Source organism: Nonomuraea sp. NPDC003727, from assembly GCF_053586935.1.
Genome location: NZ_JBSFNE010000017.1, coordinates 12,378 through 37,225 on the forward strand (window position 1 = coordinate 12,378; position 24,848 = coordinate 37,225).

General features: G+C 70.5%; 27 protein-coding genes. 14 read left to right on the top strand and 13 right to left on the bottom strand.

All coding sequences use genetic code 11. The annotated features are described in order from the left end of the window. The first annotated feature begins 142 nt into the window (after nucleotides 1-142). Nucleotides 143-475 (top strand): TraR/DksA family transcriptional regulator, encoded by a 333-nt coding sequence (locus tag ACWDLG_RS34790; RefSeq protein ID WP_449928325.1) that lies wholly within the window; start codon nucleotides 143-145, stop codon nucleotides 473-475. A gap of 3 nt (nucleotides 476-478) precedes the next feature. Here ACWDLG_RS34790 and ACWDLG_RS34795 read toward each other — a convergent pair whose 3' ends face one another. Next, nucleotides 479-1,219, bottom strand: coding sequence for a class I SAM-dependent methyltransferase (locus tag ACWDLG_RS34795; protein WP_354921715.1), 741 nt, complete (start codon nucleotides 1,217-1,219; stop codon nucleotides 479-481). Between the two features lie 221 nt (nucleotides 1,220-1,440). Between ACWDLG_RS34795 and ACWDLG_RS34800 the strand changes: the two genes are divergently transcribed. The 6 genes from ACWDLG_RS34800 (at nucleotide 1,441) to ACWDLG_RS34825 (ending at nucleotide 6,476) form a co-directional block, all read left to right on the top strand. Continuing rightward, nucleotides 1,441-2,046 carry a sigma-70 family RNA polymerase sigma factor gene (locus tag ACWDLG_RS34800; protein ID WP_354921712.1) on the top strand — a complete coding sequence of 202 codons (606 nt, stop codon included), beginning with the start codon at nucleotides 1,441-1,443 and terminating at the stop codon, nucleotides 2,044-2,046. Next, entirely contained in the window at nucleotides 2,043-2,309 is a 267-nt protein-coding gene (gene rsrA / locus ACWDLG_RS34805; protein WP_354921708.1) for a mycothiol system anti-sigma-R factor, read from the top strand. Before ACWDLG_RS34800 ends, rsrA begins: the two co-directional genes overlap by 4 nt. A gap of 10 nt (nucleotides 2,310-2,319) precedes the next feature. Continuing rightward, entirely contained in the window at nucleotides 2,320-3,243 is a 924-nt protein-coding gene (locus ACWDLG_RS34810; RefSeq protein WP_354921705.1) for an NAD-dependent epimerase/dehydratase family protein, read from the top strand. A 179-nt stretch (nucleotides 3,244-3,422) separates the two neighbouring features. Then, nucleotides 3,423-4,775 (top strand): HD-GYP domain-containing protein, encoded by a 1,353-nt coding sequence (locus ACWDLG_RS34815; RefSeq protein WP_354921702.1) that lies wholly within the window; start codon nucleotides 3,423-3,425, stop codon nucleotides 4,773-4,775. Between the two features lie 132 nt (nucleotides 4,776-4,907). Further along, entirely contained in the window at nucleotides 4,908-6,173 is a 1,266-nt protein-coding gene (locus ACWDLG_RS34820) for an HD-GYP domain-containing protein (RefSeq protein ID WP_449928329.1), read from the top strand. Nucleotides 6,174-6,263: 90 nt separating this feature from the next. Beyond that, nucleotides 6,264-6,476 carry a biotin/lipoyl-binding carrier protein gene (locus ACWDLG_RS34825; protein ID WP_449928331.1) on the top strand — a complete coding sequence of 71 codons (213 nt, stop codon included), beginning with the start codon at nucleotides 6,264-6,266 and terminating at the stop codon, nucleotides 6,474-6,476. Here ACWDLG_RS34825 and ACWDLG_RS34830 read toward each other — a convergent pair. Continuing rightward, nucleotides 6,473-6,871, bottom strand: coding sequence for a thioesterase family protein (locus ACWDLG_RS34830; RefSeq protein ID WP_449928333.1), 399 nt, complete (start codon nucleotides 6,869-6,871; stop codon nucleotides 6,473-6,475). The two genes, ACWDLG_RS34825 and ACWDLG_RS34830, sit on opposite strands and share 4 nt — an antisense overlap. A 231-nt stretch (nucleotides 6,872-7,102) precedes the next feature. On the opposite strand from ACWDLG_RS34830, the gene ACWDLG_RS34835 reads away from it, so the two are divergent. Further along, nucleotides 7,103-8,713, top strand: coding sequence for a serine/threonine-protein kinase (locus tag ACWDLG_RS34835; protein WP_449928335.1), 1,611 nt, complete (start codon nucleotides 7,103-7,105; stop codon nucleotides 8,711-8,713). A gap of 4 nt (nucleotides 8,714-8,717) precedes the next feature. On the opposite strand, the gene ACWDLG_RS34840 is transcribed toward ACWDLG_RS34835, so the two are convergent. Beyond that, the gene (locus tag ACWDLG_RS34840) at nucleotides 8,718-10,364 is read right to left on the bottom strand and encodes an acetolactate synthase (RefSeq protein ID WP_449928337.1); all 1,647 of its coding nucleotides are present in this window, start codon (nucleotides 10,362-10,364) and stop codon (nucleotides 8,718-8,720) included. 58 nt (nucleotides 10,365-10,422) lie between these two features. Then, nucleotides 10,423-11,196, bottom strand: a complete 774-nt coding sequence (locus ACWDLG_RS34845) for an SAM-dependent methyltransferase (RefSeq protein ID WP_449928339.1) — start codon at nucleotides 11,194-11,196, stop codon at nucleotides 10,423-10,425. 94 nt (nucleotides 11,197-11,290) lie between these two features. Here ACWDLG_RS34845 and ACWDLG_RS34850 point away from each other — a divergent pair, with 94 nt between their 5' ends. Then, complete coding sequence (locus ACWDLG_RS34850; protein WP_449928341.1) at nucleotides 11,291-11,890, top strand: hypothetical protein; 600 nt, start codon at nucleotides 11,291-11,293, stop codon at nucleotides 11,888-11,890. A gap of 290 nt (nucleotides 11,891-12,180) precedes the next feature. Here ACWDLG_RS34850 and ACWDLG_RS34855 read toward each other — a convergent pair whose 3' ends face one another. Beyond that, complete coding sequence (locus ACWDLG_RS34855) at nucleotides 12,181-12,900, bottom strand: GntR family transcriptional regulator (protein ID WP_354921679.1); 720 nt, start codon at nucleotides 12,898-12,900, stop codon at nucleotides 12,181-12,183. Continuing rightward, nucleotides 12,897-13,247: a hypothetical protein gene (locus tag ACWDLG_RS34860; protein ID WP_449928343.1), complete on the bottom strand. Its 351-nt coding sequence runs from the start codon at nucleotides 13,245-13,247 to the stop codon at nucleotides 12,897-12,899. The genes ACWDLG_RS34855 and ACWDLG_RS34860 overlap by 4 nt, the downstream gene beginning before the upstream one ends. Nucleotides 13,248-13,256: 9 nt before the next feature. On the opposite strand from ACWDLG_RS34860, the gene ACWDLG_RS34865 reads away from it, so the two are divergent. Further along, nucleotides 13,257-14,819 carry a sensor histidine kinase gene (locus ACWDLG_RS34865; RefSeq protein ID WP_449928345.1) on the top strand — a complete coding sequence of 521 codons (1,563 nt, stop codon included), beginning with the start codon at nucleotides 13,257-13,259 and terminating at the stop codon, nucleotides 14,817-14,819. Nucleotides 14,820-15,228: 409 nt separating this feature from the next. On the opposite strand, the gene ACWDLG_RS34870 is transcribed toward ACWDLG_RS34865, so the two are convergent. After that, on the bottom strand, nucleotides 15,229-15,483 hold the full coding sequence (locus tag ACWDLG_RS34870) for a WhiB family transcriptional regulator (RefSeq protein WP_354921669.1): 255 nt from the start codon (nucleotides 15,481-15,483) through the stop codon (nucleotides 15,229-15,231). A 278-nt stretch (nucleotides 15,484-15,761) separates the two neighbouring features. Continuing rightward, the gene (locus ACWDLG_RS34875) at nucleotides 15,762-16,703 is read right to left on the bottom strand and encodes a diacylglycerol/lipid kinase family protein (RefSeq protein ID WP_354921666.1); all 942 of its coding nucleotides are present in this window, start codon (nucleotides 16,701-16,703) and stop codon (nucleotides 15,762-15,764) included. A gap of 293 nt (nucleotides 16,704-16,996) precedes the next feature. Between ACWDLG_RS34875 and ACWDLG_RS34880 the strand changes: the two genes are divergently transcribed. Further along, entirely contained in the window at nucleotides 16,997-17,350 is a 354-nt protein-coding gene (locus tag ACWDLG_RS34880; RefSeq protein ID WP_354921663.1) for a hypothetical protein, read from the top strand. Here ACWDLG_RS34880 and ACWDLG_RS34885 read toward each other — a convergent pair. The 3 genes from ACWDLG_RS34885 to sodN form a co-directional block, all read right to left on the bottom strand. Continuing rightward, nucleotides 17,347-18,126 carry an RNA polymerase sigma factor SigF gene (locus ACWDLG_RS34885; RefSeq protein WP_354921660.1) on the bottom strand — a complete coding sequence of 260 codons (780 nt, stop codon included), beginning with the start codon at nucleotides 18,124-18,126 and terminating at the stop codon, nucleotides 17,347-17,349. The genes ACWDLG_RS34880 and ACWDLG_RS34885 overlap by 4 nt on opposite strands. Nucleotides 18,127-18,143: 17 nt before the next feature. Then, nucleotides 18,144-18,554 carry an ATP-binding protein gene (locus tag ACWDLG_RS34890; RefSeq protein WP_183655876.1) on the bottom strand — a complete coding sequence of 137 codons (411 nt, stop codon included), beginning with the start codon at nucleotides 18,552-18,554 and terminating at the stop codon, nucleotides 18,144-18,146. Between the two features lie 118 nt (nucleotides 18,555-18,672). Beyond that, nucleotides 18,673-19,074 carry a superoxide dismutase, Ni gene (sodN, locus tag ACWDLG_RS34895; RefSeq protein ID WP_354921657.1) on the bottom strand — a complete coding sequence of 134 codons (402 nt, stop codon included), beginning with the start codon at nucleotides 19,072-19,074 and terminating at the stop codon, nucleotides 18,673-18,675. A 244-nt stretch (nucleotides 19,075-19,318) separates the two neighbouring features. Here sodN and ACWDLG_RS34900 point away from each other — a divergent pair, with 244 nt between their 5' ends. Then, nucleotides 19,319-19,615 (top strand): S24 family peptidase, encoded by a 297-nt coding sequence (locus ACWDLG_RS34900; RefSeq protein WP_354921654.1) that lies wholly within the window; start codon nucleotides 19,319-19,321, stop codon nucleotides 19,613-19,615. Nucleotides 19,616-19,675: 60 nt separating this feature from the next. Here the strand turns inward: ACWDLG_RS34900 and ACWDLG_RS34905 are convergent, their stop codons facing one another. Beyond that, nucleotides 19,676-20,092 (bottom strand): CGNR zinc finger domain-containing protein, encoded by a 417-nt coding sequence (locus tag ACWDLG_RS34905; RefSeq protein ID WP_449928350.1) that lies wholly within the window; start codon nucleotides 20,090-20,092, stop codon nucleotides 19,676-19,678. A gap of 134 nt (nucleotides 20,093-20,226) precedes the next feature. Between ACWDLG_RS34905 and ACWDLG_RS34910 the strand changes: the two genes are divergently transcribed. Next, the gene (locus ACWDLG_RS34910) at nucleotides 20,227-21,435 is read left to right on the top strand and encodes an NAD(P)-dependent malic enzyme (protein ID WP_449928352.1); all 1,209 of its coding nucleotides are present in this window, start codon (nucleotides 20,227-20,229) and stop codon (nucleotides 21,433-21,435) included. Between the two features lie 163 nt (nucleotides 21,436-21,598). After that, nucleotides 21,599-22,957 carry a hypothetical protein gene (locus tag ACWDLG_RS34915; RefSeq protein ID WP_449928354.1) on the top strand — a complete coding sequence of 453 codons (1,359 nt, stop codon included), beginning with the start codon at nucleotides 21,599-21,601 and terminating at the stop codon, nucleotides 22,955-22,957. 263 nt (nucleotides 22,958-23,220) lie between these two features. Here the strand turns inward: ACWDLG_RS34915 and ACWDLG_RS34920 are convergent, their stop codons facing one another. Further along, a complete protein-coding gene (locus tag ACWDLG_RS34920; protein WP_449928356.1) occupies nucleotides 23,221-24,762 on the bottom strand; it encodes a hypothetical protein in 1,542 nt (513 codons plus the stop codon). Nucleotides 24,763-24,848: the final 86 nt, after the last annotated feature.

The window sequence follows — 24,848 nt, forward strand, 5'->3', positions numbered from 1 at the left end:
CGCCTGATGGGCATCCGGTGAGGAAAGCGATGCTCTTCGTCAACTGCGAGTCATCGCTCCATTCACCACCCCCCGAACGCGCCGGGCGGGACCTCCGGGGAGTTCCGCTGCCGGCTGCCCCCGCCTACCCGGAGGTGCGGACGTGGACGACACGACCGCTCGCGAGCGCCTGGAAGGCATGCTCGCCGAGCTCGACAGGTCGATCGGCGTGCTGCGTGGAGACCCGGTGGCCGTGGCCGACCGCTCGGCGGCCGACGCGGGCTCCGACCTGACCGACTCCGACCGCGCCCAGGCCATGCTGTCCGTGGCGACCGCCCATCGTGGCGCGATCGTGGCCGCGCTCAAGCGGCTCGACGAGGGCACCTACGGCGACTGCGTCGACTGCGGCAGGCCGGTGCCCGAAGGAAGGCTGGAGGCCCGTCCGGAAGCCGCCAGATGCGTCCAGTGCCAGGCGAAGCGGGAGAGAAGGCGCTGACCCTCACTTCTTGAGCGCGCTGGCCACCAGGTGGATGCCTACGGTGTCGTCGTCGTCGGGGTGGGCGTCGAGCTCCGTGCGCACCAGCCAGGCCAGCGCCCGGGTGTCGGTGGCCAGCACGTGGTCGACGGTGGAGGGGGACAGGACCGTGCGCGGCCTGATCCACTCCACCTCGAGGCCCGCTCCCGTGAGCAGCTCGCGCAGCTGGCCGCTGCTGAAGCAGCGGGTGATGCTGCCGTCGGGCCAGGGCACCAGCATGACCTCGCCGGTCTGGCGCAGGTGGGCCCAGTAGTTCTGCTCGGCGAGTATCGCCATGCCCAGCACCAGGGAGTCGACGCACACCAGGGCGCGACCACCGGGGCGCAGCACGCGGACCACGTCGTCCATCGCCGACTCGGCCATCAGCTCGATGGACAGCGCCCGCTCCTCCGCCACCACCGCGTCGACGCAGCCGTCAGGCAGGAACCCCAGGTCGTCGGCGCGGACCTGGCGCACCCGGTCGGCATCGCGCAGCAGCTGCTGCCCCTCCAGCGCCCGGCGGAAGTCGACGACCTCGATCACCTTGTGGCCCGCCTTGGCGGCGTGGCCCGACCAGCGCCCGCGGCCGCCGGAAAGATCGAGGATGGTGGAGGGACGACCGGGAAGCCAGCGATCGAGCTGCTCGGCGACGACTGCACGATAGAACGTCCAGTACGGCCCGAGCGTGCCTGAGCCGTTCAGTTCCTCGGCCGGAATGGGCAGCACACGCGTCTCCTGTGTTCCGGAAAAGGTACGTTTGTTTTTCCCCGTACCGAGTCGTTCGTCACCTCCATCTTGTGGGAACAGACGCGTGCGCGGGCGTGTTGCAGACGAACATGCTCACATTGCTCGAACCCGTCCCCGGTGGCCTGCCGGTCGCTGACGAGCGGGTATCCTCCCCTGAGTACGGTGTACCGGCACAGCAGGCCACCGGCGATCTTAGGGGGGTGGGTCCGGTGCCCGCGACAGGCACGGAGACTCTGGAGCAGCGCAGCGAGCGGTTCGAGCGTGACGTCATGCCGTACCTCGACCAGCTCTACTCCGCCGCGCTCCGGATGACCCGGAATCCGGCTGACGCCGAGGATCTGCTGCAGGAGACCTTCGCCAAGGCGTTCGCGTCCTTCCACCAGTTCCAGGAAGGCACCAACCTCAAGGCCTGGCTCTACCGGATCCTCACCAACACCTTCATCAACAGCTACCGCAAGAAGCAGCGGGAGCCGAAGCAGTCCGGCACCGAGGAGATCGAGGACTGGCAGCTGGCGCGCGCCGAGTCCCACACCTCGGGCGGGCTGAAGTCCGCCGAGGTCGAGGCCCTGGAGCACCTGCCCGACGGCGACATCAAGGAAGCGCTCGCCGCGCTGCCGGAGGAGTTCAGGATCGCGGTCTACCTGGCCGACGTCGAGGGCTTCCCGTACAAGGAGATCGCCGACATCATGGGCACGCCCATCGGCACGGTGATGTCGCGACTCCACCGCGGACGCAGGCAGCTGCGGACGCATCTCGAGGACTACGCACGCGAGCGTGGCCTGGTCCCGGCGGAGGGATCCAAATGAGCTGTGGTGAGCCGCACGAGACGGACTGTCGTGAGGTGCTCGACAAGGTCTACGCCTATCTCGACGGTGAGCTCGCAGAAGGCGAGTCCGTCGACATCAGGGTGCACCTCGACGAGTGCAGCCCCTGCCTGCAGGAATACGACCTCGACAAAGCGGTGAAGGCGCTGGTCGCCAAGCACTGCGGATGCGATCCGGTGCCCGACGACCTGCGCTCGAAGGTCCTCGACCGCATCGCCAGGGTGCGCGCGGAGCTGGGCGACTAGCATTGCGCGCATGCGCGTGTTGGTGACCGGGGGCGCCGGTTTCATCGGTTCTCATCTCGTCGACGCCCTGCTGGAGGCGGGGCACGAGGTCGCGGTCGTCGACGACCTGTCGTCGGGCCGCCAGGCCAACCTGAGCGGTGAGGCCTGGCTGCACACGCTCGACGTCAGGGATCCCGCCCTGGTCGAGCTGGCCGTCGCGTGGCGGCCCGAGGTCATCTGCCACCTGGCCGCCCAGATCAGCGTCCGGGCGAGCGTGGCCGATCCGATGCGCGACGCGCGGGTCAACGTGGAAGGCACGATCCAGGTGCTCACCGCCGCCCAGCGCGGCGGCACGCGCAAGGTGGTCTTCGCCTCCTCCGTCGCGGTGTACGGCAGGCCGCCGGTCATCCCCGTCCCCGGCGACGCGCCCACCGACCCGCGCTCGCCGTACGCGGCGAGCAAGCTCAGCGGGGAGACCTACCTGGCCGCCTTCAAGGCGCTCCACGGCATCGACCACACCTCGCTGGTGCTGTCCAACGTCTACGGCCCGCGCCAGTCGCCCGACGGCGAGGCGGGCGTCGTGGCCATCTTCACCGACGCGCTGCTGTCGGGCGCGCCGACCCTCCTGTACGGCGACGGCGACCAGACCCGCGACTACGTCTACGTCAAGGACGTCGTCGACGGCTTCGTCAGGGCCTGCGGCGAGGCCGGCGGCGGCGGGCGGTTCAACCTCGGCACCGGCATCCAGACCACCGACCGCCACCTGCACACGCTCGTCGCCGCCGCGGCGGGCGCTCCCGACCGGCCGGGTTTCGCACCGCCCCGTCCGGGGGACCTTCCCGCTATGGCCGTCGATCCGCTGCCCGCCTTCGAGGGTCTCGGCTGGCAGCCGCGCACGGATCTGACGACCGGTCTGAAGGAGACCGTGGAGTGGGCCAGAAGTCGCCGCCGGTAGTTGGTTGATTACGCTTTGCTTGCGATTCCCGAGTCCCCTCCCTGTCGCCTGACGACTTCTGTAGCGTGAGCCTCATGCGCATGTTGACAGCACTGGCGGCCCCGGTGATTCTCCTGGTCGGCGGCGGTGGGGCCGTCCCGCCGGGCGTCTCCTGGACCTGATCGCCCCGGGGGGCCGCAATGCGTGGACTGCCGTGGGCCGCGAAGGTCTATCTGGTCGTCGTCATCGGGGCGGCGGCCGTTCTCGTCGGGCACAGCCTGCTCGCCGGGCACCTCGTCCCATCCGGCGACTACGGCACGCTCCTCGTGCTCGCGTTGCTCTTCCTGGTGTGCGAGTCGATGCCGACGCTCCTCAACGTCGAGCAGTTCGCGGTGTCGGTCAGCTTCTCGGCCGCGCTGGCCGCGGTGGTGCTGGTCGGCCCCGAGGGCGCGGCGCTGGTGGGCCTGACGGCCGTGCTGAGCGTCCGGCCCGGCCTGCCGCTGGTGAAGCGGCTGTTCAACGGGGCGCAGTTCGCCATCTGCGGCTACGTGTCCGGCAAGGCCTACCTGTTCTTCGGCGGCGTGCCGAAGGTCCCGCAGGTCAACGCCTTCGAGGCGCTGATCGGGCCCTACGCCGCGGCCGCCGCGCTGTTCGTCCCGCTCAACATCGTGCTCACGCTGACCATGGTGTGGCTGGTGACCCAGGTGCGGGCCGAGGAGTTGCCGGTCAGCGGCATGACCCAGTTCCTGCTGTCCTACTTCGGCTACGCCACCTTCGGGCTGCTGGTGGCGGGCCTGTGGGCCACCGTCCAGTCGATCTCGGCCGTGCTGGTGCTGCTGCCGCTCTTCGTGGCGCGCTGGGCCCTCGGGCAGTACCACGCGCAGCAACGCTCCTACGACGCGACGATCGCGGCGCTGTGCCAGGCGGTCGAGACCAAGGACTACTACACCCGCGGGCACTGCACGCGCGTGTCGCTGGCCTCCACGATGATCGCGCAGGAGATCGGCATGGGGGTGGAACGGCTGCGCGCCATCCGCTACGCGGGCATGCTCCACGACGTGGGCAAGCTCGGCGTGCCGACGAAGGTGCTGCAGAAGGACGGGCCGCTGACCGAGGAGGAGTTCGCGGCGATCCAGCTGCACCCGATGCGCGGGCTGGAGATCGTGCGCGGCATCGACTTCCTCGACGAGGCGTTCGCGGGCATCATGCACCACCACGAGCGGCACGACGGCAGGGGCTACCCGATGGGGCTGGCCGGTGACGAGATCCCCGAGTTCGCGCGGATCATCGCGGTGGCCGACGCGTTCGACTCGATGACCTCCGACCGCTCCTACCGGGGGGCCCGCCCGGTCGAGGTGGCGGTGGCCGAGCTGCGCAAGGGGGCGGGCACGCAGTTCGACCCGGTGATGGTGGCGGCGTTCGTCAAGGCGCTGGAGCGGGAGCCGTGGCAGCCGCCGCGCAAGGTCGACGCGCCGCCGGCCGACGCGGCCCAGACGACGACCAAGGACCACGACGACCCGACGATGCCGATCGAGGTGGTGGGCGGATCATGACGGCCTGCCGCGGCCCGGCTGGGGGAAAGGCCGGGACATGATGACGGGGGACACGGTGACGGCCGGCAACGCTGTCCGGGGGGCCGGGGGGCCGGGGGAGCCCGCGGCGGCGGGCCGTACGAGGGGGACACGATGAACCGGGCCTTCCAGGGACTCGACTCGGGGCAGCTGCTGCTGATCGCGGGCGCCGGTCTGGTGGCCGTCGCCGGCGTCGCCCACACCGCGGCCGTCGGTCTGGTCCGCCCCGACATCGCGGTCGGGTTCGGCGCGCTCATCGCGATCGGCGAGCTCGCCAGGCTGACGATGCCCGGCAACAGGGAGGTGGCGCCCATCGGGGCGGCCGCGGCCCTCGGCTACACGCTGCTGCTCGACCTCAGCAACGTCCCGCTCGGCCACACCGCGCTGCAGGTGGTCGCGGTCATCGCGGTCGGGATGATCGCCGGTGCGCTGCCGCACCTGGCGGTGGGCCGCCCGCCCCGGCTGGACGCGATGGCCAGACGGCTGCTCACCGGCGCGCTCCTCGCCTTCGCCTTCCGGCCGCTCGCGCCCGCCCTCTACACCCTCACCCAGGAGCCGACCGAGACCTGGTGGCCCGCGCTCATGGTGATGGTGGTGCTGATCGCGATCACTCTCCTGGCCGACGTGCTGATCGCGGCCATGCTGAGGGCCGAGCAGGTGCGCACCGCGTTCAAGGTCGCCGTCAGGGACGAGCTCAGGATGGCCTTCCCGCTGGGCGCCGCCGTGGCCGCCTCCGGGGTGCTGCTCGCCCTCGCCTGCCACAGCATGGACCTCATGGCGCTGCTGGTGTTCGCCGCGCCCCTGCTGGTCACCCAGGTGGCCTTCCGCAAGTACGCCGGCATCAGGGCCACCTACCTGCAGACCGTGCGGGCGCTGTCGAGGGTCACCGAGGTCGGCGGTTACGTCGAGCCCGGCCACTCGCGCCGGGTGAGCAGGCTGGCGGTGGCGATCGGCAGGGAGCTCGGCATGGCCGAGCCCGAGCTGCTGGAGCTGGAGTACGCGGCGCTGATGCACGACATCGGGCAGCTGTCGCTGCGCGACCCCATCCCGGGCGGGGCCACCGTGCTCACCGATCCGGCGCAGGCCCGGCGCATCGCCGAGCTGGGCGCCGAGGTGATCAGGCAGACCGGCGTGCTCGACCGGGTGGCCGATCTGGTCAGGCGGCAGTGCGATTCGATCGCCGAGGATCCGCCGCGGGCCAGCCGTATCATCAAGGCCGCCAACGCCTACGACGACCTCGTCGGCGGATCCACCGACCGCGACCGGGCGGGGGCCGCTTTAGAACGGCTCAGGCTCGGCATCGGCGGCGAGTACGACCCCGAGGTGATCGAGGCGATGGCGCGCGTGGTGGACCGGCTCGCCCCTGTGCACCGGCTCTGAGCCCGCGTCGGCGGCGACCACGACGCCGGCCTGGCGTCCGCGCGCCCGGTGACCGTGACAGAGTTGCAAGCATGCAAGAGGGGAGTCCGCGTGGCTGAGGTGCGCGCCGAGATGGTGGCGAACGTGTGGCAGGTCGTCGTCACCGAGGGCGACACGGTCGTGGAGGGCGACACGCTCGTCATCCTCGAGTCCATGAAGATGGAGATCCCGGTGCTCGCCGAGGACGACGGTGTGGTCACGCGGCTGAAGGTGGCCGAGGGCGACGTGGTGCAGGCGGGCGACCTGATCGCCGTCATCGACTAGCCGGACGTCGTCCCTTCGGGGTTGAGCCGGCCGAGGAACTTCTCCCTGTCGACCACCGTCCGCTCGATCGTGCCCGTGCCCACCACCCGGGCGCGTTCGCGGGCGGTGAACGTGAACACCAGGCGCCTGCCGTCCACCGCGGTCAGTTCGGCGCCGATCTCGACGTGGGCGCCGACGGGGCTGGCGGCCAGGTGGTGGAGCTCGACCCGGGTGCCGACGGAGGTCTGCCCTGCCCCGAGGTGGTCTCTGACGGCCTGGACGGTCGCCATCTCCGCCAGCGCCAGCAGTCTCGGGGTGGCCAGCACGGGCACGTCACCGCTGCCGATCTTGGTGGCGAGGTCCTCCCTCTCGACCATGATGAGCAGCGACGCGTGGAGACCCGGGGCGAGTGTCATGCGGCCAGCCTACTGAGATCACATCTCGGGCACCGGACAGACAGAAAGCCTCACCAGGCACCAGGATAGGTTTGTACAGCTTGCGGCAATCTTGTGGTGACGTATTGGTACAAGCCGTACACTTCTCAGAATTCCGTGACCTCTGCGTTACCTCGCCGCGATACAAATCCGCTTTGTTGGAGAACCCTGGGGTCGGAGAGGTTGAAGACGACAGGGGGTAACGGGGGAGACATGGTGGCCCAAGGGACGACGCTTGCGGGGCGATATCGTCTGGACACCCGCATCGGCGCCGGCGGCATGGGTGAGGTATGGCGTGGAGAGGACATCGTCCTCGCCCGCACCGTCGCCGTCAAGGTGCTGCTTCCAGGCCGCACGGACGACCCGGGATTCGTCGCTCGCTTCCAGGGCGAGGCGAGGGCGATGGCGACGATCAACCATTCCGGTGTGGTCGACGTCTACGACTACGGGGTTCACCAGGTGGCGGGTGCGGGGGCGACCGTCTACCTGGTGATGAAGTTCGTCGACGGCGAGCCGCTCGACCGTTTACTGCAGCGCCTGGGGCGCATCGCGCCCGACCAGGCCATGGAGCTCATCGCCCAGGCGGCGGGGGCGCTGCAGGCCGTACATGACCAGGGCATCGTGCACCGCGACGTCAAGCCCGGCAACCTGATGGTGCAGCGCGACGGCACGCTGGTCCTGACCGACTTCGGCATCGCCCGCCAGGACGTGGCCAACCGGCTCACCGACGCCGGCATGGTGCTGGGCACCGCCGCCTACTGCGCGCCCGAGCAGGCGGAGGGCGCGCCGGTCACGCCCGCGGTCGACATCTACGCGCTCGGCGTGGTGGCCTACGAGTGCCTGGCGGGCATACGCCCGTTCGACGGCGACAGCCCTGTCACGATCGCGCTCAAGCACATCCGCGAGGCGCCGCCGCCGCTGCCCGCCGACATCCCGCCCGCGGTGCGGTCCGTGGTGGAGCGGGCGCTGTCGAAGGACCCCGCGCGACGCTGGCCCAGCGGCGCGGCCATGGCGGCGGCGGCCCGGCAGGCCGTGCGGGCGCCGCACGCCGCGCCGCCCGTCTCTCCGCCTCCGCCGTCGCTGACCGACCTGCCGGCGGCCCACCAGGGCGCGCCGGCCACGCCCTCTCCGGCCACGGGCGCCATCCCGCCGCCCGACCAGTCCACGGTCGCCACCCAGGGCCCGCGGCGCGGCGCCCGCAGGGCCGCCAAGGCCGGCGGCGGCAGGGGCGTGCTCGTGGCGGGCATCGCCGCGGTGGCGGTGCTGGGCGTCGGCGCGGGCGCCGTCGCGCTCACCGGCATGGACGGGCCGGAGCCGGCCCCTGTGGTCACCTCGCCCGTCGCAGTCGGCGGCAAGACGAAGGCGATCAAGCCCAAGCCGCCGAAGTCGACCGAACCCACCGACCAGCCCGAGCCGTCCGAGGAGCCCGAGCCGACCGAGGAGGAGCCCACCAGGCCGCCCACCACGCAGCCGCCGACGAGGAAGACGACGGTCACGTCCACCGGCTCGCCCACGCCGACTCATCAGAAGCAGCCGATGGTGCCGGATGTCGTCGACCTGTTCGTCGACCAGGCCACCGCGAAGCTGCAGAAGGCGGGCTACAAGATCCGGGTCAAGGCCGTCATGGTCATGGAGCCGGAGAGTTGCCCGAAGGTGTCGGCGCAGGTGCCCGCCGCCGGCAAGCCGCTGGCCAAGGGCATGACGGTGACGGTGTCGACGGTGAGCGACCAGTGCCCGCCAGGCAAGTCGCCCAGCCCGTCGCCGTCGCCGTCCCCGACGCCCAGCGGCGGCTCGCCCTCCCCGACGGGCAGCGCCAAACCTTAGCCGTTCAGACCCCCGTGGTGTTGCGGGGGTAGGCGACCTGCGGGTCGGTGGCGATGTTCACCAGGTACGGCACGCCGGAGTCGAACGCCCGCCGCAGCGCGGGCCCGATCTCCGACGGCTTGGTCACCAGCTCCCCGCCGCCGCCGAGCGCGGTCACCACCTGGTCGTAGCGCGTCTCGGGGCGCAACTCGGCGGCCACGTCGTAGCCGTACAGCAGCTGCATGGGGTGCTTCTCCAGGCCCCACATGCCGTTGTTGCCGCACACCATGACGACCGGCAGCCGGTGCCTGACCAGGGTGTCGACGTCCATCAGCGAGAAGCCCGCGGCGCCGTCGCCGAGCAGCAGCACCACCTGCGAGGAGGGGCGGGCCAGGCGGGCGGCGATGGAGTAGCCGAGGCCCGTGCCGAGGCAGCCGTAGGGGCCGGGGTCGAGCCAGTTGCCCGGCCGGCGGGGCTCGACGTACTTGCCCGCGTAGGAGACGAAGTCGCCGCCGTCGCCGATCACGACCGCGTCGTCGTCGAGCACCTTGGCCAGCTCGCCGTAGATGCGCATGGGATGGATCGGGTCGGCGGAGGCCGCCAGCAGGTCGGCGTCGCCGGCGATGGCCTTGGCGGCCGCCTGGGAGAGCGTGTCGAGCCAGGAGGAGTAGCGCGAGGGCTTCACGCCCGCGTCGCCGCATGCCGTACCGAGGCTCCAGAACACCAGCGACAGGTCGCCGGCGGCCGAGGCGGCGGGCTGCATGTGGGTGGCCAGCTGTGACGGCGCGTCGGCGAGGTGGACGACGCGGGCCAGCGGGGCGCCCTCCTTGCCGCCGAACCAGCCGTAGCCGAGGCGGAAGTCGAGCGGCGTGCCGATCACGACCACCAGGTCGGCCTGGCCGAAGGCCAGCCCGCGGGCGCGGGTGACCAGCAGCTCGTGCCCCGCGGGCAGGATGCCGCGGCCCTGGCCGTTGGGGATGACGGGCAGCCGCCACGCCTCCACGAAGTCGCGGGCGGCCTCCTCGGCGCGGTCCATCCACACGTCGGAGCCGAGCACCACCACGGGGCGTTCGGCCTCGGCCAGCAGGGCCGCGACGCGGGCGATCGCGTCAGGATCGGGCTCGAGCGGGGAGGGCGTCTGGGTCTCGGCCTGGTGCATGGGCGAGGGCGAGAACAGGTGGTCCATGAAGAAGTCGATGAACACCGGCCCCCGGTGCGGGGCGATGGCCGTGCGGAAGGCGAGCTCGACGTCCTGGCCGATCGAGTCGGCCGCGGTGGCGGTGAAGGACAGCTTGGTGATCGGCTCGAGCAGCGGAGGATGGTCCATCTCCTGCAGCGCCCCGCTGCCCCAGCGCGACTGCGGCGCCCGGCCGCCCATGACCACGACGGGCGAACCGTTGAAGTGCGCGGTGGCGACGCCGCTGACGCCGTTGGTGATGCCGGGCCCCGCGGTCAGGACGGCGAGGCCGGGCTTCCTGGTCAGCCTGGCCGTCGCCTCGGCGGCGAACACGGCGCTCTGCTCGTGTCGGACGTCGAGGATGCGCATCTCCTCGTGCACGGCGCCGTCGTAGAGGGGGAAGACGTGCCCGCCGGACAGGGTGAACATGGTCTCGATGCCGTAGGCCTTGGCGACGGCGACTGCGGCGTCGCCGGCGTGCTTCGCAGACTCCATGGCCGGGAACCTACCAGCCGCTCACCGTTCCAAACAGGTTCCACAACAGCCCCTTGGGTCAGGGCTTACGACCGACCGCGCCGTATCCGTCGACCTCCGGCGGCGTGATCCCCTCCGGACGCCACCTCGACACCGACACCAGCCCCGGCTCCACCAGCTCCAGCCCGTCGAAGAACCGGGCGATCTGCTCGGGACTGCGCTGGATGTACGGCAGCGCCCCGCTCTCGTTGTACTGCTGGTGGGCCTGCCTGTTGGCCGCGCTGTGCACGTTGCTGCCGTCGTTGAGCGCCAGATAGCTGCCGGAGGGAAGGGCGTCGAGCAGCCTGCGGACGATGGACAGCGCCGCCTCGTCGTCGACCACGTGACCCATGATCCCGCTCAGGTTGAGCGCGATCGGCGTGCCGAAGTCGAGCGTCTTGGCGGCGCCCGTGAGGATCGTGTCGGGGTCGCGTACGTCGGCGTCGATGTAGTCGGTGGCGCCCTCCGGCGTGCCGGTCAGCAACGCGCGGGCGTGGGCCAGGACGAGCGGGTCGTTGTCGACGTAGACGACGCGGGACTCGGGCGCGATGCGCTGGGCGATCTGATGGGTGTTGTCCGCGGTGGGCAATCCGGTGCCGATGTCGAGGAACTGCCGGATCCCGGCCTCGGCCGCCAGCCAGGTGATCGTCCGCCCCAGGAACGCCCGTGACGCCCGGGCGCCCGCCGCCATGCCAGGGAAGATCTTCAGGAACTCGTCGCCGGCGGCCCTGTCGACCTCGTAGTTGTCCTTGCCGCCGAGCCAGTAGTTCCAGATCCTGGCCGAGTGCGGCACGCTGGTGTCGATCTCTCGCATCGCCCCAATCTAGCCATCGCCGCCCGTTTCCCGGGTGACGGTCCTGATACCTGTTGGTCGCGAACTTCCGTCGTGACCCCCGCGTCTACCAGGCATGGGGATGATGACGGGGGCGGCGGTCATGACCGCCGCGAGCATGCTGCTGGGAAGCACGGGGGCGACGCTGCCGAAGGACTTCCTGCTGTGGGAGAACCGGTCGAGCGGCTGGGACATCTGGGAGGTGTCGGACCGGCCCTCGATGCCGCTCATGGTCGACGCCTGCCACGACAGCTACTGGAACAGGCGCGGGGGCGTCGAGAAGGGGCGCGTGGCGGCCAGGACGATCTACCGGCAGCAGGAGATCGACCTCGGCGGCGAGCAGCTGGCGCTCTACCGGGACGAGGCGGGCGCCCGCGCGGCCATGGACGCGATGCGCGCCGAGCTGAAGACGTGCGCCTCGCGGGGCGCCGGCATCGAGCGGATCACCTACTACAGCAAGCCGCTCAAGCTCGGCGACGAGGCCATCAGGGTGGGGGCCAGGTACTGGGAGGGCGGGCTCAGGCAGGTCGCGGTCCGCAGGGGCGCGGCGGTCATGGTCTACACCGAGACGGCGTGGCCGACTCCCTCGCTGCCCATGAAGGAGTTCGGGACGCTGCTGAAGGACGCCAGGGAGATGGCGGGCAAGGTCTGCTGGCTGCCGGAGGCGGCCTGCTAGGTCCTAGGGCGAGGGGGCCCGTCCGCGACAGCGGCATCGGACACCCTCGCCACCGCACCCCGGGCCGAGATCCACGACATGCTGATCGCGGCCCCACTCCGGCGACCGGCGCCACGCATGACAGGCCAGGTCGCGGTCTGCCCGCGCGGCCTTCCGCACGCCCGCGAGCACCATCGCCGCCCCACCGCACGGCGAGGCGACCTGAGGCGCCGGTCCCACCTCGCCCACGTGCCGGGGCGCCGAGAGGGGGCGGGAGCCCCCGGGGAGGGCCGGAGGAGAGACCTCGCCTTTCAGGGGCGGCGCAGGCGGGTGACGAACTTGTAGCGGTCGCCGCGGTAGAGGGACTGGGCCCACTCCACCGGGTTGCCGTCGGCGTCGAAGGCGTGCCTGGTCAGCAGCAGCATCGGCAGGCCCACGTCGACGCCCAGCATCTGCGCGTCGTACGGCGTCGCCAGGACGGTCTCGATGACCTCCTCGGCGTCTGTCAGCCGCACGTTGTAGGCGTTGTGCAGCGTCTCGTACAGCGACGAGTGCACCTCGAGCTCCCGCCGCAGCCGGGGGAAGCGGCGCGCCGACAGGTGGGTGGTGTCGATGGAGACCGGTTCGCCGTTGGCCAGGCGGAGCCGGTGGATGCGCAGCACCCGGCCGCCCGGGTTGATCGCCAGCCGCCTGGCCAGCGCCTCGTCGGCGGTGATGTAGCTGATGTCCAGGATCTTCGTGTCCGGTTCCAACCCCGCGGTGCGCAGGTCGCCGATGTAGGAGGTGAGCTGCAGCACCTGGGCCACCTTCGGCTGGGCGACGAAGGTGCCCTTGCCCTGGATGCGTACCAGCCTGCCTTCCACCACCAGCTCGGTCAGCGCCTGGCGGACCGTCGTGCGGGAGGTCTCGAAGCGCACGGCCAGCGTCCGCTCGGGCGGCAGCGAACTGCCCGGCGTGAGGCTCTTGGTGAGCTCCAGCAGACTCCGTTTGACGTCGTAGTACTTGGGTACGCGAGGGGACTCTTCTGTCACGCGCTCACCTTCACTCCAGCCACGGCGGTGAGGGCGTGTCTGATCACCGCGAGATCATCGGAACTCAGATTGGCCCGAGTGGTCAACCACAAGCAAGAGGGGCTTGCGGGCACCCGGAACAGTTCGGCCTTCGCACGCGCACGTATGGGCAGCTCGGGCTGATTGTGAAGGATATCCGTGGCCAAGCGTGCGGTGACAACCGCCTCTGCTGTGGCACGCCGGATCAAGGCCTCGAACACTTTCCTGGGCTCCGCGGTGTGATGGTTCTCACAATGTGAGATGCCCCGAAACAGCACCAACTGCACTTTGCCCGGGGCGAGTTGGTTGTTGTGGCCGAAAGCACGCATGATGCACTCGTGCCGACTCTCAGCGACCTCGTCGTCCGCCACACCGCTCTCGACGCGGCGGACCTCGACTGGCTGCACTCGCTGGTCTCCGACTGGCAGCTGCTCGCCGACCTGTCGTTCGCCGACCTCATCCTGTGGGCCCCGCTGCTCGACCGCGCGGGCTCCGGTGAGGCGCGCGCGGGCTCCGGTGAAGGGCGCGCGGGCTCCGGTGAGGCGCGCGCGGACGAGCCGGGCCAGCCGCTCGGCGACAGCGGCTGGATCGCCATCGCGCAGATGCGGCCGACCACCGGCCCCACGGTCTACCACGACGACATCGTCGGCACCATCGTGGCCAAGGGCGAGCGCGGCCTGATCGACACCGCGTGGAACGAGCGGCGCATCTGCCGCGAGGGCGACCCCGACTGGTCCACCGGCGTGCCGGTCCGCGAGGAGACCATCCCGGTACGGCGGGCCATGCCCGGCGGCGAGGGCCGCTTCCTCGGCGTGATCCAGCGCTCCACGAACCTGTCGTCGGCCCGCACCCCTTCGCGCCTGGAGCTCACCTACCTGCAGAGCGCCTCCGACCTGGCCCAGATGGTGGCGGAGGGCCGCTTCCCGTTCTCCGGCGAGGAGCCGATCCTCGTCCGTTCCCCCCGCGTCGGCGACGGCCTGCTGCGGCTCGACCGCGCGGGCCGGGTCACCTACGCCTCGCCGAACGCGCTGTCGGCCTACCGCCGCCTGGGCCTGCACGCCGACCTGGTGGGCGCCGAGCTCGGCCGGCTGACGGCGGCGCTGTGCTACAGCGACGAGCCGATCAACGAAGACCTGATGATCGTGGCCAGTGGTCGCGCGGCCAAGGAGACCGAGGTCGAATCGGGCGGCACGATCGTCCAGCTGCGGGCCATCCCGCTGATCGTCGGCGGCGGCCGCATCGGCGCCCTGGTGCTCATCCGCGACGTCACCGAGCTGCGGCGGCGCGAGCGCGAGCTCATGACCAAGGACGCGACGATCCGCGAGATCCACCACCGCGTCAAGAACAACCTGCAGACCGTCGCGGCGCTGCTGCGCCTGCAGGCGCGCCGCCTGCAGCTCCCCGAGGGCCGCGAGGCGCTGGAGGAGGCGGTACGGCGGGTCGGCTCGATCGCCATCGTCCACGAGACGCTGTCGATGGCGCCTGAGGAGTTCGTCGACTTCGACGAGATCGCCGACAGGGTCATCGCGATGGCCGGCGAGGTGTCGGCCGCCGAGGCGGCGGTGACACCGCGCAGGGTCGGCACCTTCGGGGTGCTGCCCTCGCTCATCGCCACGCCGCTGGCGATGGCGCTGACCGAGCTGCTCCAGAACGCCCTCCAGCACGGCCGGCCCCGGCGGCTGCAGGTGGTCGTGTCGGCAGGGGGCGAGCGGCTGCACGTCGTGGTGTGGGACGACGGCACGGGGCTGCCGGAGGACTTCGACCTGGACAGCTCGACCAGCCTCGGCCTGCAGATCGTGCGGACCCTGGTGGAGGGGGAGCTGTCGGGCAAGCTGGCGATCGAACCGCGTCAGGGCGGGGGGACCGAGGTCACGCTGTCGATCCCGCTGCCGTCCTCGTGACGTCGGCTGCCCGGCATCCCGGCGGTCGTGCGCCAACTCGGGGGTCTCGTCGCGGGAGGCTGCGGGCGGCCGTGCACCTGCCGGGGTCTCGTCGCGGGAGGCTGCGGGTGGTCGGGCTCCGGCCTGTGGCGTCGCGGGAGAGTGCGGGTTCGCGCTCCGGCCGGGGCGTTGCTGGAGACTGCGGGTTCGTGCTCCCGCCAGGGCGTTGCTGGGGACTCCGGGCGCTCGGGCACACTCGCGGGGCGCGGTGCGCTCGCCCTCCGGAGGGCACCGGGCCAGGAAGGACCTCAGTCCGCGCCCGTCGTGCGGGGCGCGGACTCGGGTCTCGGATACCGCGACCCCTCGGGGCCGCAGGCCTGGCGGGAAAGTCTCACGCGCCAGGCGTCAGGGGAGACGGGTGGTTCGAAGGTCAGGCGGACGCGCGAGCGCGGGCGCGGGCGGTGCGGCGCTTGAGGGCGCGGCGCTCGTCCTCGCTGAGGCCGCCCCACACACCGGCGTCCTGTCCGGATTCCAGGGCCCACTTCAGGCAGGCGTCGACGGCCGAGCAGGAACGGCACACCTGCTTGGCCTCCTCGATCTGCATCAGGGCCGGGCCCGTGTTGCCGATCGGGAAGAACAGCTCGGGGTCCACGTCACGGCAGGCAGCTCGGTGGCGCCAGTCCATGCGTCCACTCCTTCGTAGATGGAGTCCGCCGATCGCCGACTCCGTGCGGTCTACTTTGTGAAGACTTTCACTAACTAGCGCGAACCTTTACCCGAATCCTGGTGGGACCCGGGGGAGGTCGCGCCGCTCTCGGGGTAGGACCCTTGGGTGGGTTAAAGGTCCTACGTTCCGACTACTGCTGAGACTTCCAGCCACGCAGAGTGCACGCAAGAGGTTTGGGGCGAAGTTTTGGGGGATATGGATGTCGGATGCATCACACAATGACCGAATGTAACCAGCTAGACCAGCACGTGTAATGCGTTCGGGATAGACCGGAACGTTACGGACTCGCGTTCCCCCAGGTAGTCACCATCGAGCTGGAAGGCGACAGGACGCTCCGCGGAGATCGTGAACTCCGGCTCGTCGTGGAGCTGGACCAGGTGCCTGCCGTGCGGAAGGCTGTCACGTTCCGTGAGGATCTGGTGGATGATCCCGACCACCGACGGCAGCCCCATCCGCTGGAGTCCCAGCAGGTCGATCCCGGTTTCGAAACTCGCCCACGGCGTCGGCGAGACCGGGCGGGGACCGACGTAGGTCCACGGCGAGGTGTTGCAGATGATCGCCATGAAGACGCCCTCGGCGGTCGGGATGCCCGGGCCCTTGACGGTCATCGCGGGATGCCGCTTGTCCGTGGACAGGTAGTGGCGCAGCGCGGTGATCACGTAGCGTGCGGGGGTCGCCTTGCGGCCCGCCCCGCGCAGGCCCTCGACCGCGCGCACCACCTCGGCGTCGTAGCCGAGCCCCGAGCAGAAGGTGAAGTAGCGGCTCTCGTCCTCCCAGAGGGCCTGGCCCAAACCCACCGACCTCCGGCGTCCCTCCCGCAGTGCCTCCAGGACCGCGCCGGTGGCCTCGACCGGGTCGTTGGGCAGGCCGAGCGCGCGGGCGAAGACGTTGGCGCTGCCTCCCGGGATCACCATGAGCGACGGGCGCTCGGCCTGGTCGTGACCCTCGCCCTCGAGCAGGCCGTTGACCGCCTCGTTGACCGTGCCGTCGCCGCCGAGCACCGCGACGGCGTCGTAGCCCTTGGCGTGCGCGGTGCCGGCCAGCGCGGCGGCGTGGCCTCGATACCCGGTCTCCTCGACGGTCAGGTCGACGGCCGCGCCGAGCGCGCGGATGAGCACGTCACGCGTGCGGTGGTTCGTCGTCGTGGCCTTGGGGTTGACCAGGAGCATCGCGCGCATACGGCCAGCGTAGCCAATGATCGATGTCCGTCTTGTCCGGATAAGGGCAATGAGTGGGCTACATATCGCTTTGATGGGCTTTCGGGGGGTCGTCGGGTGGCCGGTTGGGAGACCGGCGGACCAGGACGGGATGATGGGTCGGGCCCGTTCCGGCCCGCGGGCCGACGTGACGGCGGCCGGCCGAAGTCCTGCTGGAGTAGCGTGGAAGACGGCCGGTCACCGGTGACCGCCTTGGCCTTGACCCCGCTTGCCGTACGGAGAGAAACAGAACCATGCGCCCTTGGAGTTTGGTGGTGGCGGCCGTGATCGTGGCGCTCGAAGGGCTGGTGGCGCTCGGGCTCGGGGTCTACGCGGCGGTCGGCACGCTCACGGGCCAGGCGACCGAGACCCTCGCGGGCGTCGCCGAGGCCGCCTTCGGGCTGCTCATCGGCGCCGGGCTGATCTGGGTGGCATGGGGCGGACTGCTCAGGGCCGAGCGCTGGGGGCGGGCGCCCGGCGTGCTGACCCAGATCTTCATGATCCCCGTGTCGGTGACGGTGATCCAGTCGGGCCAGCCCGCCATCGGCGTACCGCTGCTGGTCGTCGCCATCGCGGGACTGGCCACGCTGCTCGCGCCGCCGACCACGAAGGCGTTGTACGGCGACTAGTCTTCGGCCGTCAGGCCCTCGCGCAGCTGCGCGAGCGTGCGTGCCAGCAGGCGCGAGACGTGCATCTGCGAGATCCCGAGCTCGGTGGCGATCTGCGACTGCGTCATGTTGCCGAAGAACCGCAGCAGCAGGATGCGCTTCTCACGCGGGGGCAGCCGCTCCAGCAACGGCTTGAGCGACTCGCGGTACTCGACGCCCTCGAGCGACTCGTCCACGATGCCCAGAGAGTCGGACACCGCCGGCGCGTCGTCGTCGCCCGAGTCGGGGGCGTCGAGCGAGACGGTGGAGTAGGCGTTGGCCGACTCCAGGCCCTCGAGCACCTCCTCCTCGGTCATCTTCAGGTAGGCGGCCAGCTCGGCCACCGTCGGCGCGCGCCCCTCCCGCTGCGACAGCTCGCTTATCGCCTTGGTCAGCGACAGCTTGAGCTCCTGGAGCCGGCGCGGCACCCGCACCGCCCAGCCCTTGTCGCGGAAGTGACGCTTGATCTCGCCGACGATCGTCGGGGTCGCGTACGTGGAGAACTCCACCCCGCGCGCCAGATCGAACCTGTCGATCGACTTGATCAGGCCGATGGTGGCGACCTGGGTCAGGTCGTCGAGCCACTCGCCCCTGTTGCGGAAGCGACGGGCCAGGTATTCCACCAGGGGGAGATGAAGCTCGACCAGCTCGTCCCTGATGCGCTGCCGGCGCGGATCGTCGGGGCCCAGCTCGGCCAGCTCGGCGAAGAGCATGCGGGCGCGCACCCTGTCGGGCACGGCGTGGTCGCTGGCGGCCATGGCTCCAGTCCTTTCCGTCACGCCGGCCTCGCCGCGCCTCGGCGCTTACGCAGGACGATCGCCATACGGTCGGGGGAATCGGTCACCGCGTCGACGTCGTCGGCCAGGGCGGTCAGCACCATCCACGCGAAGTCATCGCGCTTCGGCGCCGAGCTGCCCACGGTCGCGACCTCTACTCTGACCTGCATCTCCTGCCCGGTCAGCTCGAATTCGGCCGTCAGGTCGGTGCCAGGCACGGCCTCGTTCAGCAACATGGCGCAGGCCTCGTCGACGGCGATGCGCAGGTCCTCGATCTCGTCGAGCGTGAAGTCAAGCCGTGCGGCCAGGCCGGCAGTGGCCGTGCGCAGCACGGACAAGTACGCGCTCGCGGCGGGCAGCCTGACGCTCACCACATCACGGATCACGCGCGCCTCGGTGTCCTCGGTCACGTTCCTCCTCGCGTATAGGACGCTCTCTGCAACTTACCGCCACCTGGAGGCGATTGGTGTCCTCAGACGCGCCAACCAACGAAAAAGGCCCCGCAGGTGCGGGGCCCTTCGGCGCTGTTCAGGCCGCCTTCGTCTCCCAGAAGATCTTGGCGATCTCGTCGATCTTGCCGAGGAGCTCGTCGGCCTTGTCCACGTCGACCGTGCCCTTGCCGCCGGCGGCGCCGGCGAGCTTGGTGGCCTCCCAGAACAGCTGGTGCAGCTGCGGGTAGGTCTCCAGGTGCGGGGGCTTGAAGTAGTCGGTCCACAGGACCCACAGGTGGTGCTTGACGAGCTCGGCGCGCTCCTCCTTGATGGTGAGGGCGCGAGCGCGGAAGACCGGGTCCTCGTTGGCCGCGTACTTCTCCATGATCGCCTTGACCGACTCGGCCTCGATACGGGCCTGGGCAGGGTCGTAGACGCCGCAAGGGAGATCGCAGTGCGCCGAAGCGACGTGCTTGGGTCGCATCAGTCGTGCGAGCATCAGAAAGTCCTTCCTTGATGCTGTATCAGCTTGGTCCGGTTACTGACCTTACTCGGGTCTGCCCGATCGCCCTTGTATCAGGGGCCGCTCTGCACGCGCCGGTGAGCGAAAAGGCCCCTCACCGATCGCCCTTCCGGCGTCTCGTCGTAGCGGAATCGGTAGCACTCCCGCGATGACGCCGGGCAGTCCGGGCGGCTACGTTGACGCACGGGAGGATTCCATCGCGTAGGGAGATCACCAGCCCATGAGGGTGCGTGTCGAAGGAGACTCCATGCGGCCGGCGCTCCGGCCCGGAGACTGGCTGCTGGTACGGCGCGGCGCCGCCGTGCACCCCGGCGACCTGGTCGTCGCCAGGTTGCCCGGAGACCCGTCACAGCTGATCGTCAAACGGGCCCAGTGGCGTGGCGCGGACGGGTGGTGGCTGGAGAGCGACAACCAGCGCGCCTCGGGACGCAAGGACAGCTGGGACTTCGGCCCCGTCGACGACATCGTGGGCCGCGTCGTCCTCCGCTACTGGCCGCTCCTGCGCCGCGCTCGGTAGGCGGCCCCTCGGGGCAGGGGCGTTCCTGCGCCGCGCTCGGTAGGCGGCCCCTCGGGTGGGTCAGGGGGCGTTCCTGCGGCGGGCGCGATAGGCGGCCACGTTCGCCCTGCTGGCGCAGCGCTCGGAGCAGTAGCGGCGCGAACGGTTGGACGAGGTGTCGACGAACACGTTCGCGCACCGCGCCGCCCTGCACACGCCCAGCCGGTCGACGCCCAGGTCGGTCACGACGGCGGCCAGACCCATCACCAGGCCGCCCTCCGCCAGGTGGAGATGCCAGCCCTGCCCGTCGTGGGCGGAGATGTGCGGATGGACGGGGTGCCGCGCGAGCAAAGCGTTGAGCAGCCCGACCGCCTCCTCGTGCTTCCCCGCGTCGGCGAGCGCGAAGACGGACGTGAGCTCCTCGCGCAGGCCGTTCTCATCAGGAAGCTCGCCGTTGACCAGAAGGACGGCCAACTCCGCGTATGAGGTCAGATCCAACCTGTTAACACTCCTTACACATGCGCGCGTCTCAGTATGTGGCAGAATCAAAAAACGGGTGACCCCCGTACCCCCTCACGAAGACGCCTGCTGCTTCACACCTCTCGTGCGGCGTCTGGTTCGTGTCCATTCCGATGACTACTGGGGTCGCTGTGGCTGTCACGCCCGCTTCTGCATCTCTCGAATCCCTCGACCTGGATCCGGCTTTCGCCCTGCACCGCGGGGGCAAGCTCGAGGTCCGCTCCACCATCCCCGTCCGCGACGCGGACGACCTGTCCCTCGCCTACACGCCGGGGGTGGCCAAGGTCTGCACGGCCATCGCCGAGTCCCCCGAGCTCGCCATGGACTACACCTGGGTGTCCAACGTCGTCGCGGTCGTCTCCGACGGCACCGCCGTCCTCGGGCTCGGCGACATCGGGCCCGCGGCCGCCATGCCCGTCATGGAGGGCAAGGCGCTGCTGTTCAAGGAGTTCGGCGGGGTCGACGCGGTGCCCATCTGCCTCGACTGCACCTCGGTCGACGCCCTCGTCGAGACCGTCGCCAGGCTCGCGCCGTCCTTCGGCGGCATCAACCTCGAGGACATCAGCGCCCCTCGCTGCTTCGAGGTCGAGGAGCGGCTGCGCGCCATGCTCGACATCCCGGTCTTCCACGACGACCAGCACGGCACGGCCATCGTCGTCACGGCCGCGCTCCAGAACGCCGCCCGGCTGACGGGCCGTCCGCTGAGCGCGCTGCGCGCCGTCGTGGCCGGTGCCGGCGCCTCCGGCGTCGCCGTCACGCGCATGCTGCTCAACGCGGGCATCGGCGACATCGCGGTGTCCGACTCCCGGGGCCTGATCTACGCGGGCCGTTCCCACCTGAACCCCTTCAAGCAGGCCCTGGCGGCCGACACCAACAAGGCCGGCCGCACCGGCTCGACCGAGGAGGCCCTGGCCGGCGCGGACGTGTTCGTCGGCCTGTCGGGCTCGACGGTGTCGGAGGAGGCCATCGCCTCCATGGCGGCCGACTCCATCGTGTTCGCGCTGTCCAACCCGACGCCCGAGGTGCACCCGTCGGTCGCCGGCCGCCACGCGCGGGTGGTGGCGACCGGGCGCTCCGACTTCCCCAACCAGATCAACAACGTGCTCGCCTTCCCCGGGGTGTTCAGGGGCGCACTGGACGTCCGCGCGACCACCATCACGGAGAACATGAAGGTGGCGGCGGCCGCGGCGCTCGCGGACGTGGTCGGCGACGCGCTGCGGGAGAACTACGTCATCCCCAGCCCGTTCGACCCGCGGGTCGCTCCGGCCGTCATCGCGGCCGTGGCCGCCCAGGCGCGTGAGGACGGCGTGGCCAGGCTCTGACGGCAGCCAAGCCCCCGGCGCCCGGCGCCGGGGGCTTGTCACGTGGGTTTACTCCCAAGAAAGTTTGCTGTTCCTTTTGGGAACGGCGATATTGGCGTTACGTTCCGTGCTACTACTAGAGCGCTCTGTAATGACGTGTGTGACTCTCCGCCGAGGGGGGCCCATGGAACGTGAGGCCAACCGGCTGCTCAAGGCGCTCATCGCCGAAGCGGGCTTCTCCCACAAAGGGCTCGCCCGCAGGCTCAACGATGTGGGGGCGGCCCGCGGCACGCCCGGACTGAAATACGACCACAGCTCCGTCCTTCGCTGGATCGGCGGGCAACGGCCACGCGACCCCGTCCCCGGCCTGCTGGCGGAGATCTTCGCGTTGCGCCTCGGCCGCCCGGTCACGCCGGAGGACCTCGGCATGCCGGCCATCACGACACCCCTCCACCTCGGGCAGGAGTTCACGCACACGTGGCAGGAGGGGGTCGCGACCGCGACGGCTCTGTGGCGGGCCGACGTCGAACGGCGCAAGTTCCTCGTCGACTCGACCTTCGCGATCGCGGCGGGCGCGGTCGGCGCCATCCGCTGGCTGACCTTCCCGCCCGAAGGCCATCCCTCGGCGGCCGGCGGGCGCAGGGTCGGAACGGCCGACATCTCCGCCATCCACGAGGTCACCCGGTCCTTCGGCGAGCTCGACAACAGGTTCGGCGGCGGCAGGGTCCGCTCGGCGGTGGTCAAGTACCTCGACACCGCGGTCACCCCGCTGCTGCGCGACGGCTCGTACGGCGAGAGCACCGGCAAGCGCCTGGCCTCCGCCGCCGCCGAACTGACCAGGCTGGCCGGCTGGATGGCCTACGACCTCGAACAGCACGGCCTCGCCCAGCGCTACCTCATCCAGGCCCTCCGCATGGCCCGCGGCGCCGACGACGACGGCCTCGGCGGCGAGATCCTGGCCGGGATGAGCCACCAGGCCCTCTACATGGGCCAGCCCGCCCACGCCCTCGACCTGTCCCGTGCCGCCCAGCAGTCCGCGCTGCGCTCCGGCATCCACACGCTCATGTCCTCCTGCCACGTCCTCGAGGCCCACGCGCACGCCGGGCTCGGCGACAAGCGGTCGTGCGCCGCCTCACTCGCCGCGGCCTCGCGCGCCTTCGACCGGCGGACGCCGGGGGAGGAGCCGGCCTGGCTGGCGTACTTCGACGAGGCCTACCTGGCGGCCAAGTTCGCCCACTGCTACCGGGATCTGGGGGAAGGGGCGCGGACCGTCCAGTACGCGCGCCGATCGCTGGACATGGACGGGCGGTACGTGCGCGGGCGGATGTTCAACCTCTCGCTGCTGTCGGCCGGGCTGCTGCAGTGCGGCGAGCTGGAGGAGGCGTGCACGACGGCGACGGAGGCGCTGGGGCTGGCCGGCGAACTGCAGTCGGTACGGACGCGCTCGTACGCGCTGGACCTTCGCCGGCGGCTGGAGCCGTACCGGTCGGAGCCGTCGGTCGTCACGCTGAACGAGCGGGTCGCGGAACTGAGCTCCTTCTAGGGCTGGGCCGTCTGAGTCCCGGCCCTCACAGGGGTCGGCCCTCTGCGTCCGGCTCTCAGGGCCCGGCCCTCCTCTGGGGTCGGCTCTCAGGGCCCGGCCGCTCTCCTGGGGTCGGCTCTCTGGGCCCGGTTCCCGGGGTCCGGGCCCTCGCTGGGTCCGGCTCGCTGGGGCCGGCCCTCCAGGACTGGGTCGTCGTGGAGCCCGGCGCCGGTGCGGCGGGCCGGCTCGTTCCTTTCCGAGCCGGGCCCGCCGTCCCGGAGGTCTCAGCTCAGCATCTCGCCCTTGGGGCCGATGATGCTCTTGGTCTCCGCGTACTGCGCCTTGTTGTAGACGTCCGCGGTCTCACCGTCGAAGAGCGGCGAACTGATCATGTCGACCCGGTCGTTGCCGTCCTGGTCGATGAACACGCTGGTCACGCCGTTGACGTAGCCGAGGCGCTTGCTGTTGCTGTACTTCAGCAGCCACGGACCGCCGTCCGCGCCGCCGGTCATCGAGCACTTGAGAACCTGGTGCGTCTCCGCCCTGACCGTGTTGATCTGGTAGGACTTCGTGCCGGTCTTGCCGTAGCAGTACTTGGGGGTGACGCCGGTGTACGGCTTGCTGCCGTCGGGGTGCTCGTCGCCGGGGTAGCCGAAGGCGAAGACGGGCTGGTTCAGCGGCTGGTTCCACGCCATGCCCTGACCACCCACGGCGTCACCGAGCTTGCCGGTGTCCTTGGCGACGCCGACGTAGTAGTGGTCGCGGAAGTAGCGGACCGTCTTGCCCGCCTTCACCCACTGCTTGACGTAGTAGTGGGTCTCGTACCAGGCGATCTCGGCACCGTTGCTGACATCGGCGTCGAGCTGGCCGAGGAACTTGCCGTCGGCCTTGAGCTTGCTCAGCTCCTGGTACTTCTCCTTGCTGATCGCCGTGGGGCCGACCTTCTCGTACTGCTCGCCGTTCACGTTGGCCGCGGTGCCGATGGCGGCGTCCTCGTACTGCTTCTTGGTCACCTCGACCTTGGTGAGGATCTTCTCGCCCGTGTAGTCGTGACCGACCTTCTCAGGGGTGACGTCGAAGTCCTTCGACCAGTACGGCCCGGCCGCGCCGTACTTGTCGAAACCGGTCTTGTATTCGTCTTCCTTGATCTCCTCGTGCTTGGTCCACTTGTCGCCGGCCCACGAGGAGAACTCGCCCTTGGTGACCTCGCGGCTCCCGGTCAGCTCGAAGCCGTTGTGGACGGCGACGAAGGCGAAGTCGCCGTCGTAGTCGTCGTAGGTGTCGAGGTCGTAGGTGGTGAAGGCGTAGGCGCCGGAGAAGACGCCGTAGGGCGCCTTGCCCTGGTGGTAGCCGGGGACGAAGACCCACTTGGCGAACACGTCATGGCCCTGCTCGTACACGCAGTGGCCCGCGGTCGCGACCAGGTTGCGGTGCCTGGACTGGATCGAGGTGGCCGAGCACCAGCGGTAGTCGCCCTTGCGGTCGACGAAGAAGACCTTGCCGATCGTCTTCGGCAGGTTGACGTTCTTCACCTTGCCGCCGGTGGTCGCGGCGCCGATGGGGGCGACGATGCCGGGCTTGCCGTCATCGGGCTTGTCCGCGCTGACCCTGACGAGCTTGGCGACGTCCTTGCTGTCCCAGTGGAACTGGGTGGCCTTCTTGAGCGCGGCGCCGTTGGCGTCCAGCCAGAACAGGGCGGTGCTGTAGGCGTCGGCGGGCTTGGGGGCCAGCGGGTCGATGACCCAGTGCGGCGCGGCGGCGGCCGGAGCGGCGAGGGCGGCGCCGGCCAGACCGGCGGCCGCGAGGGGGATGAGCAGGCGCTTCAACGGGAGGCTCCACAGAGTTAACAAAAGGGGTGTTGAGACCCTATCGACCCGGTGATCACTCCCGTAAGGGAATCCGTCTGAGTGTT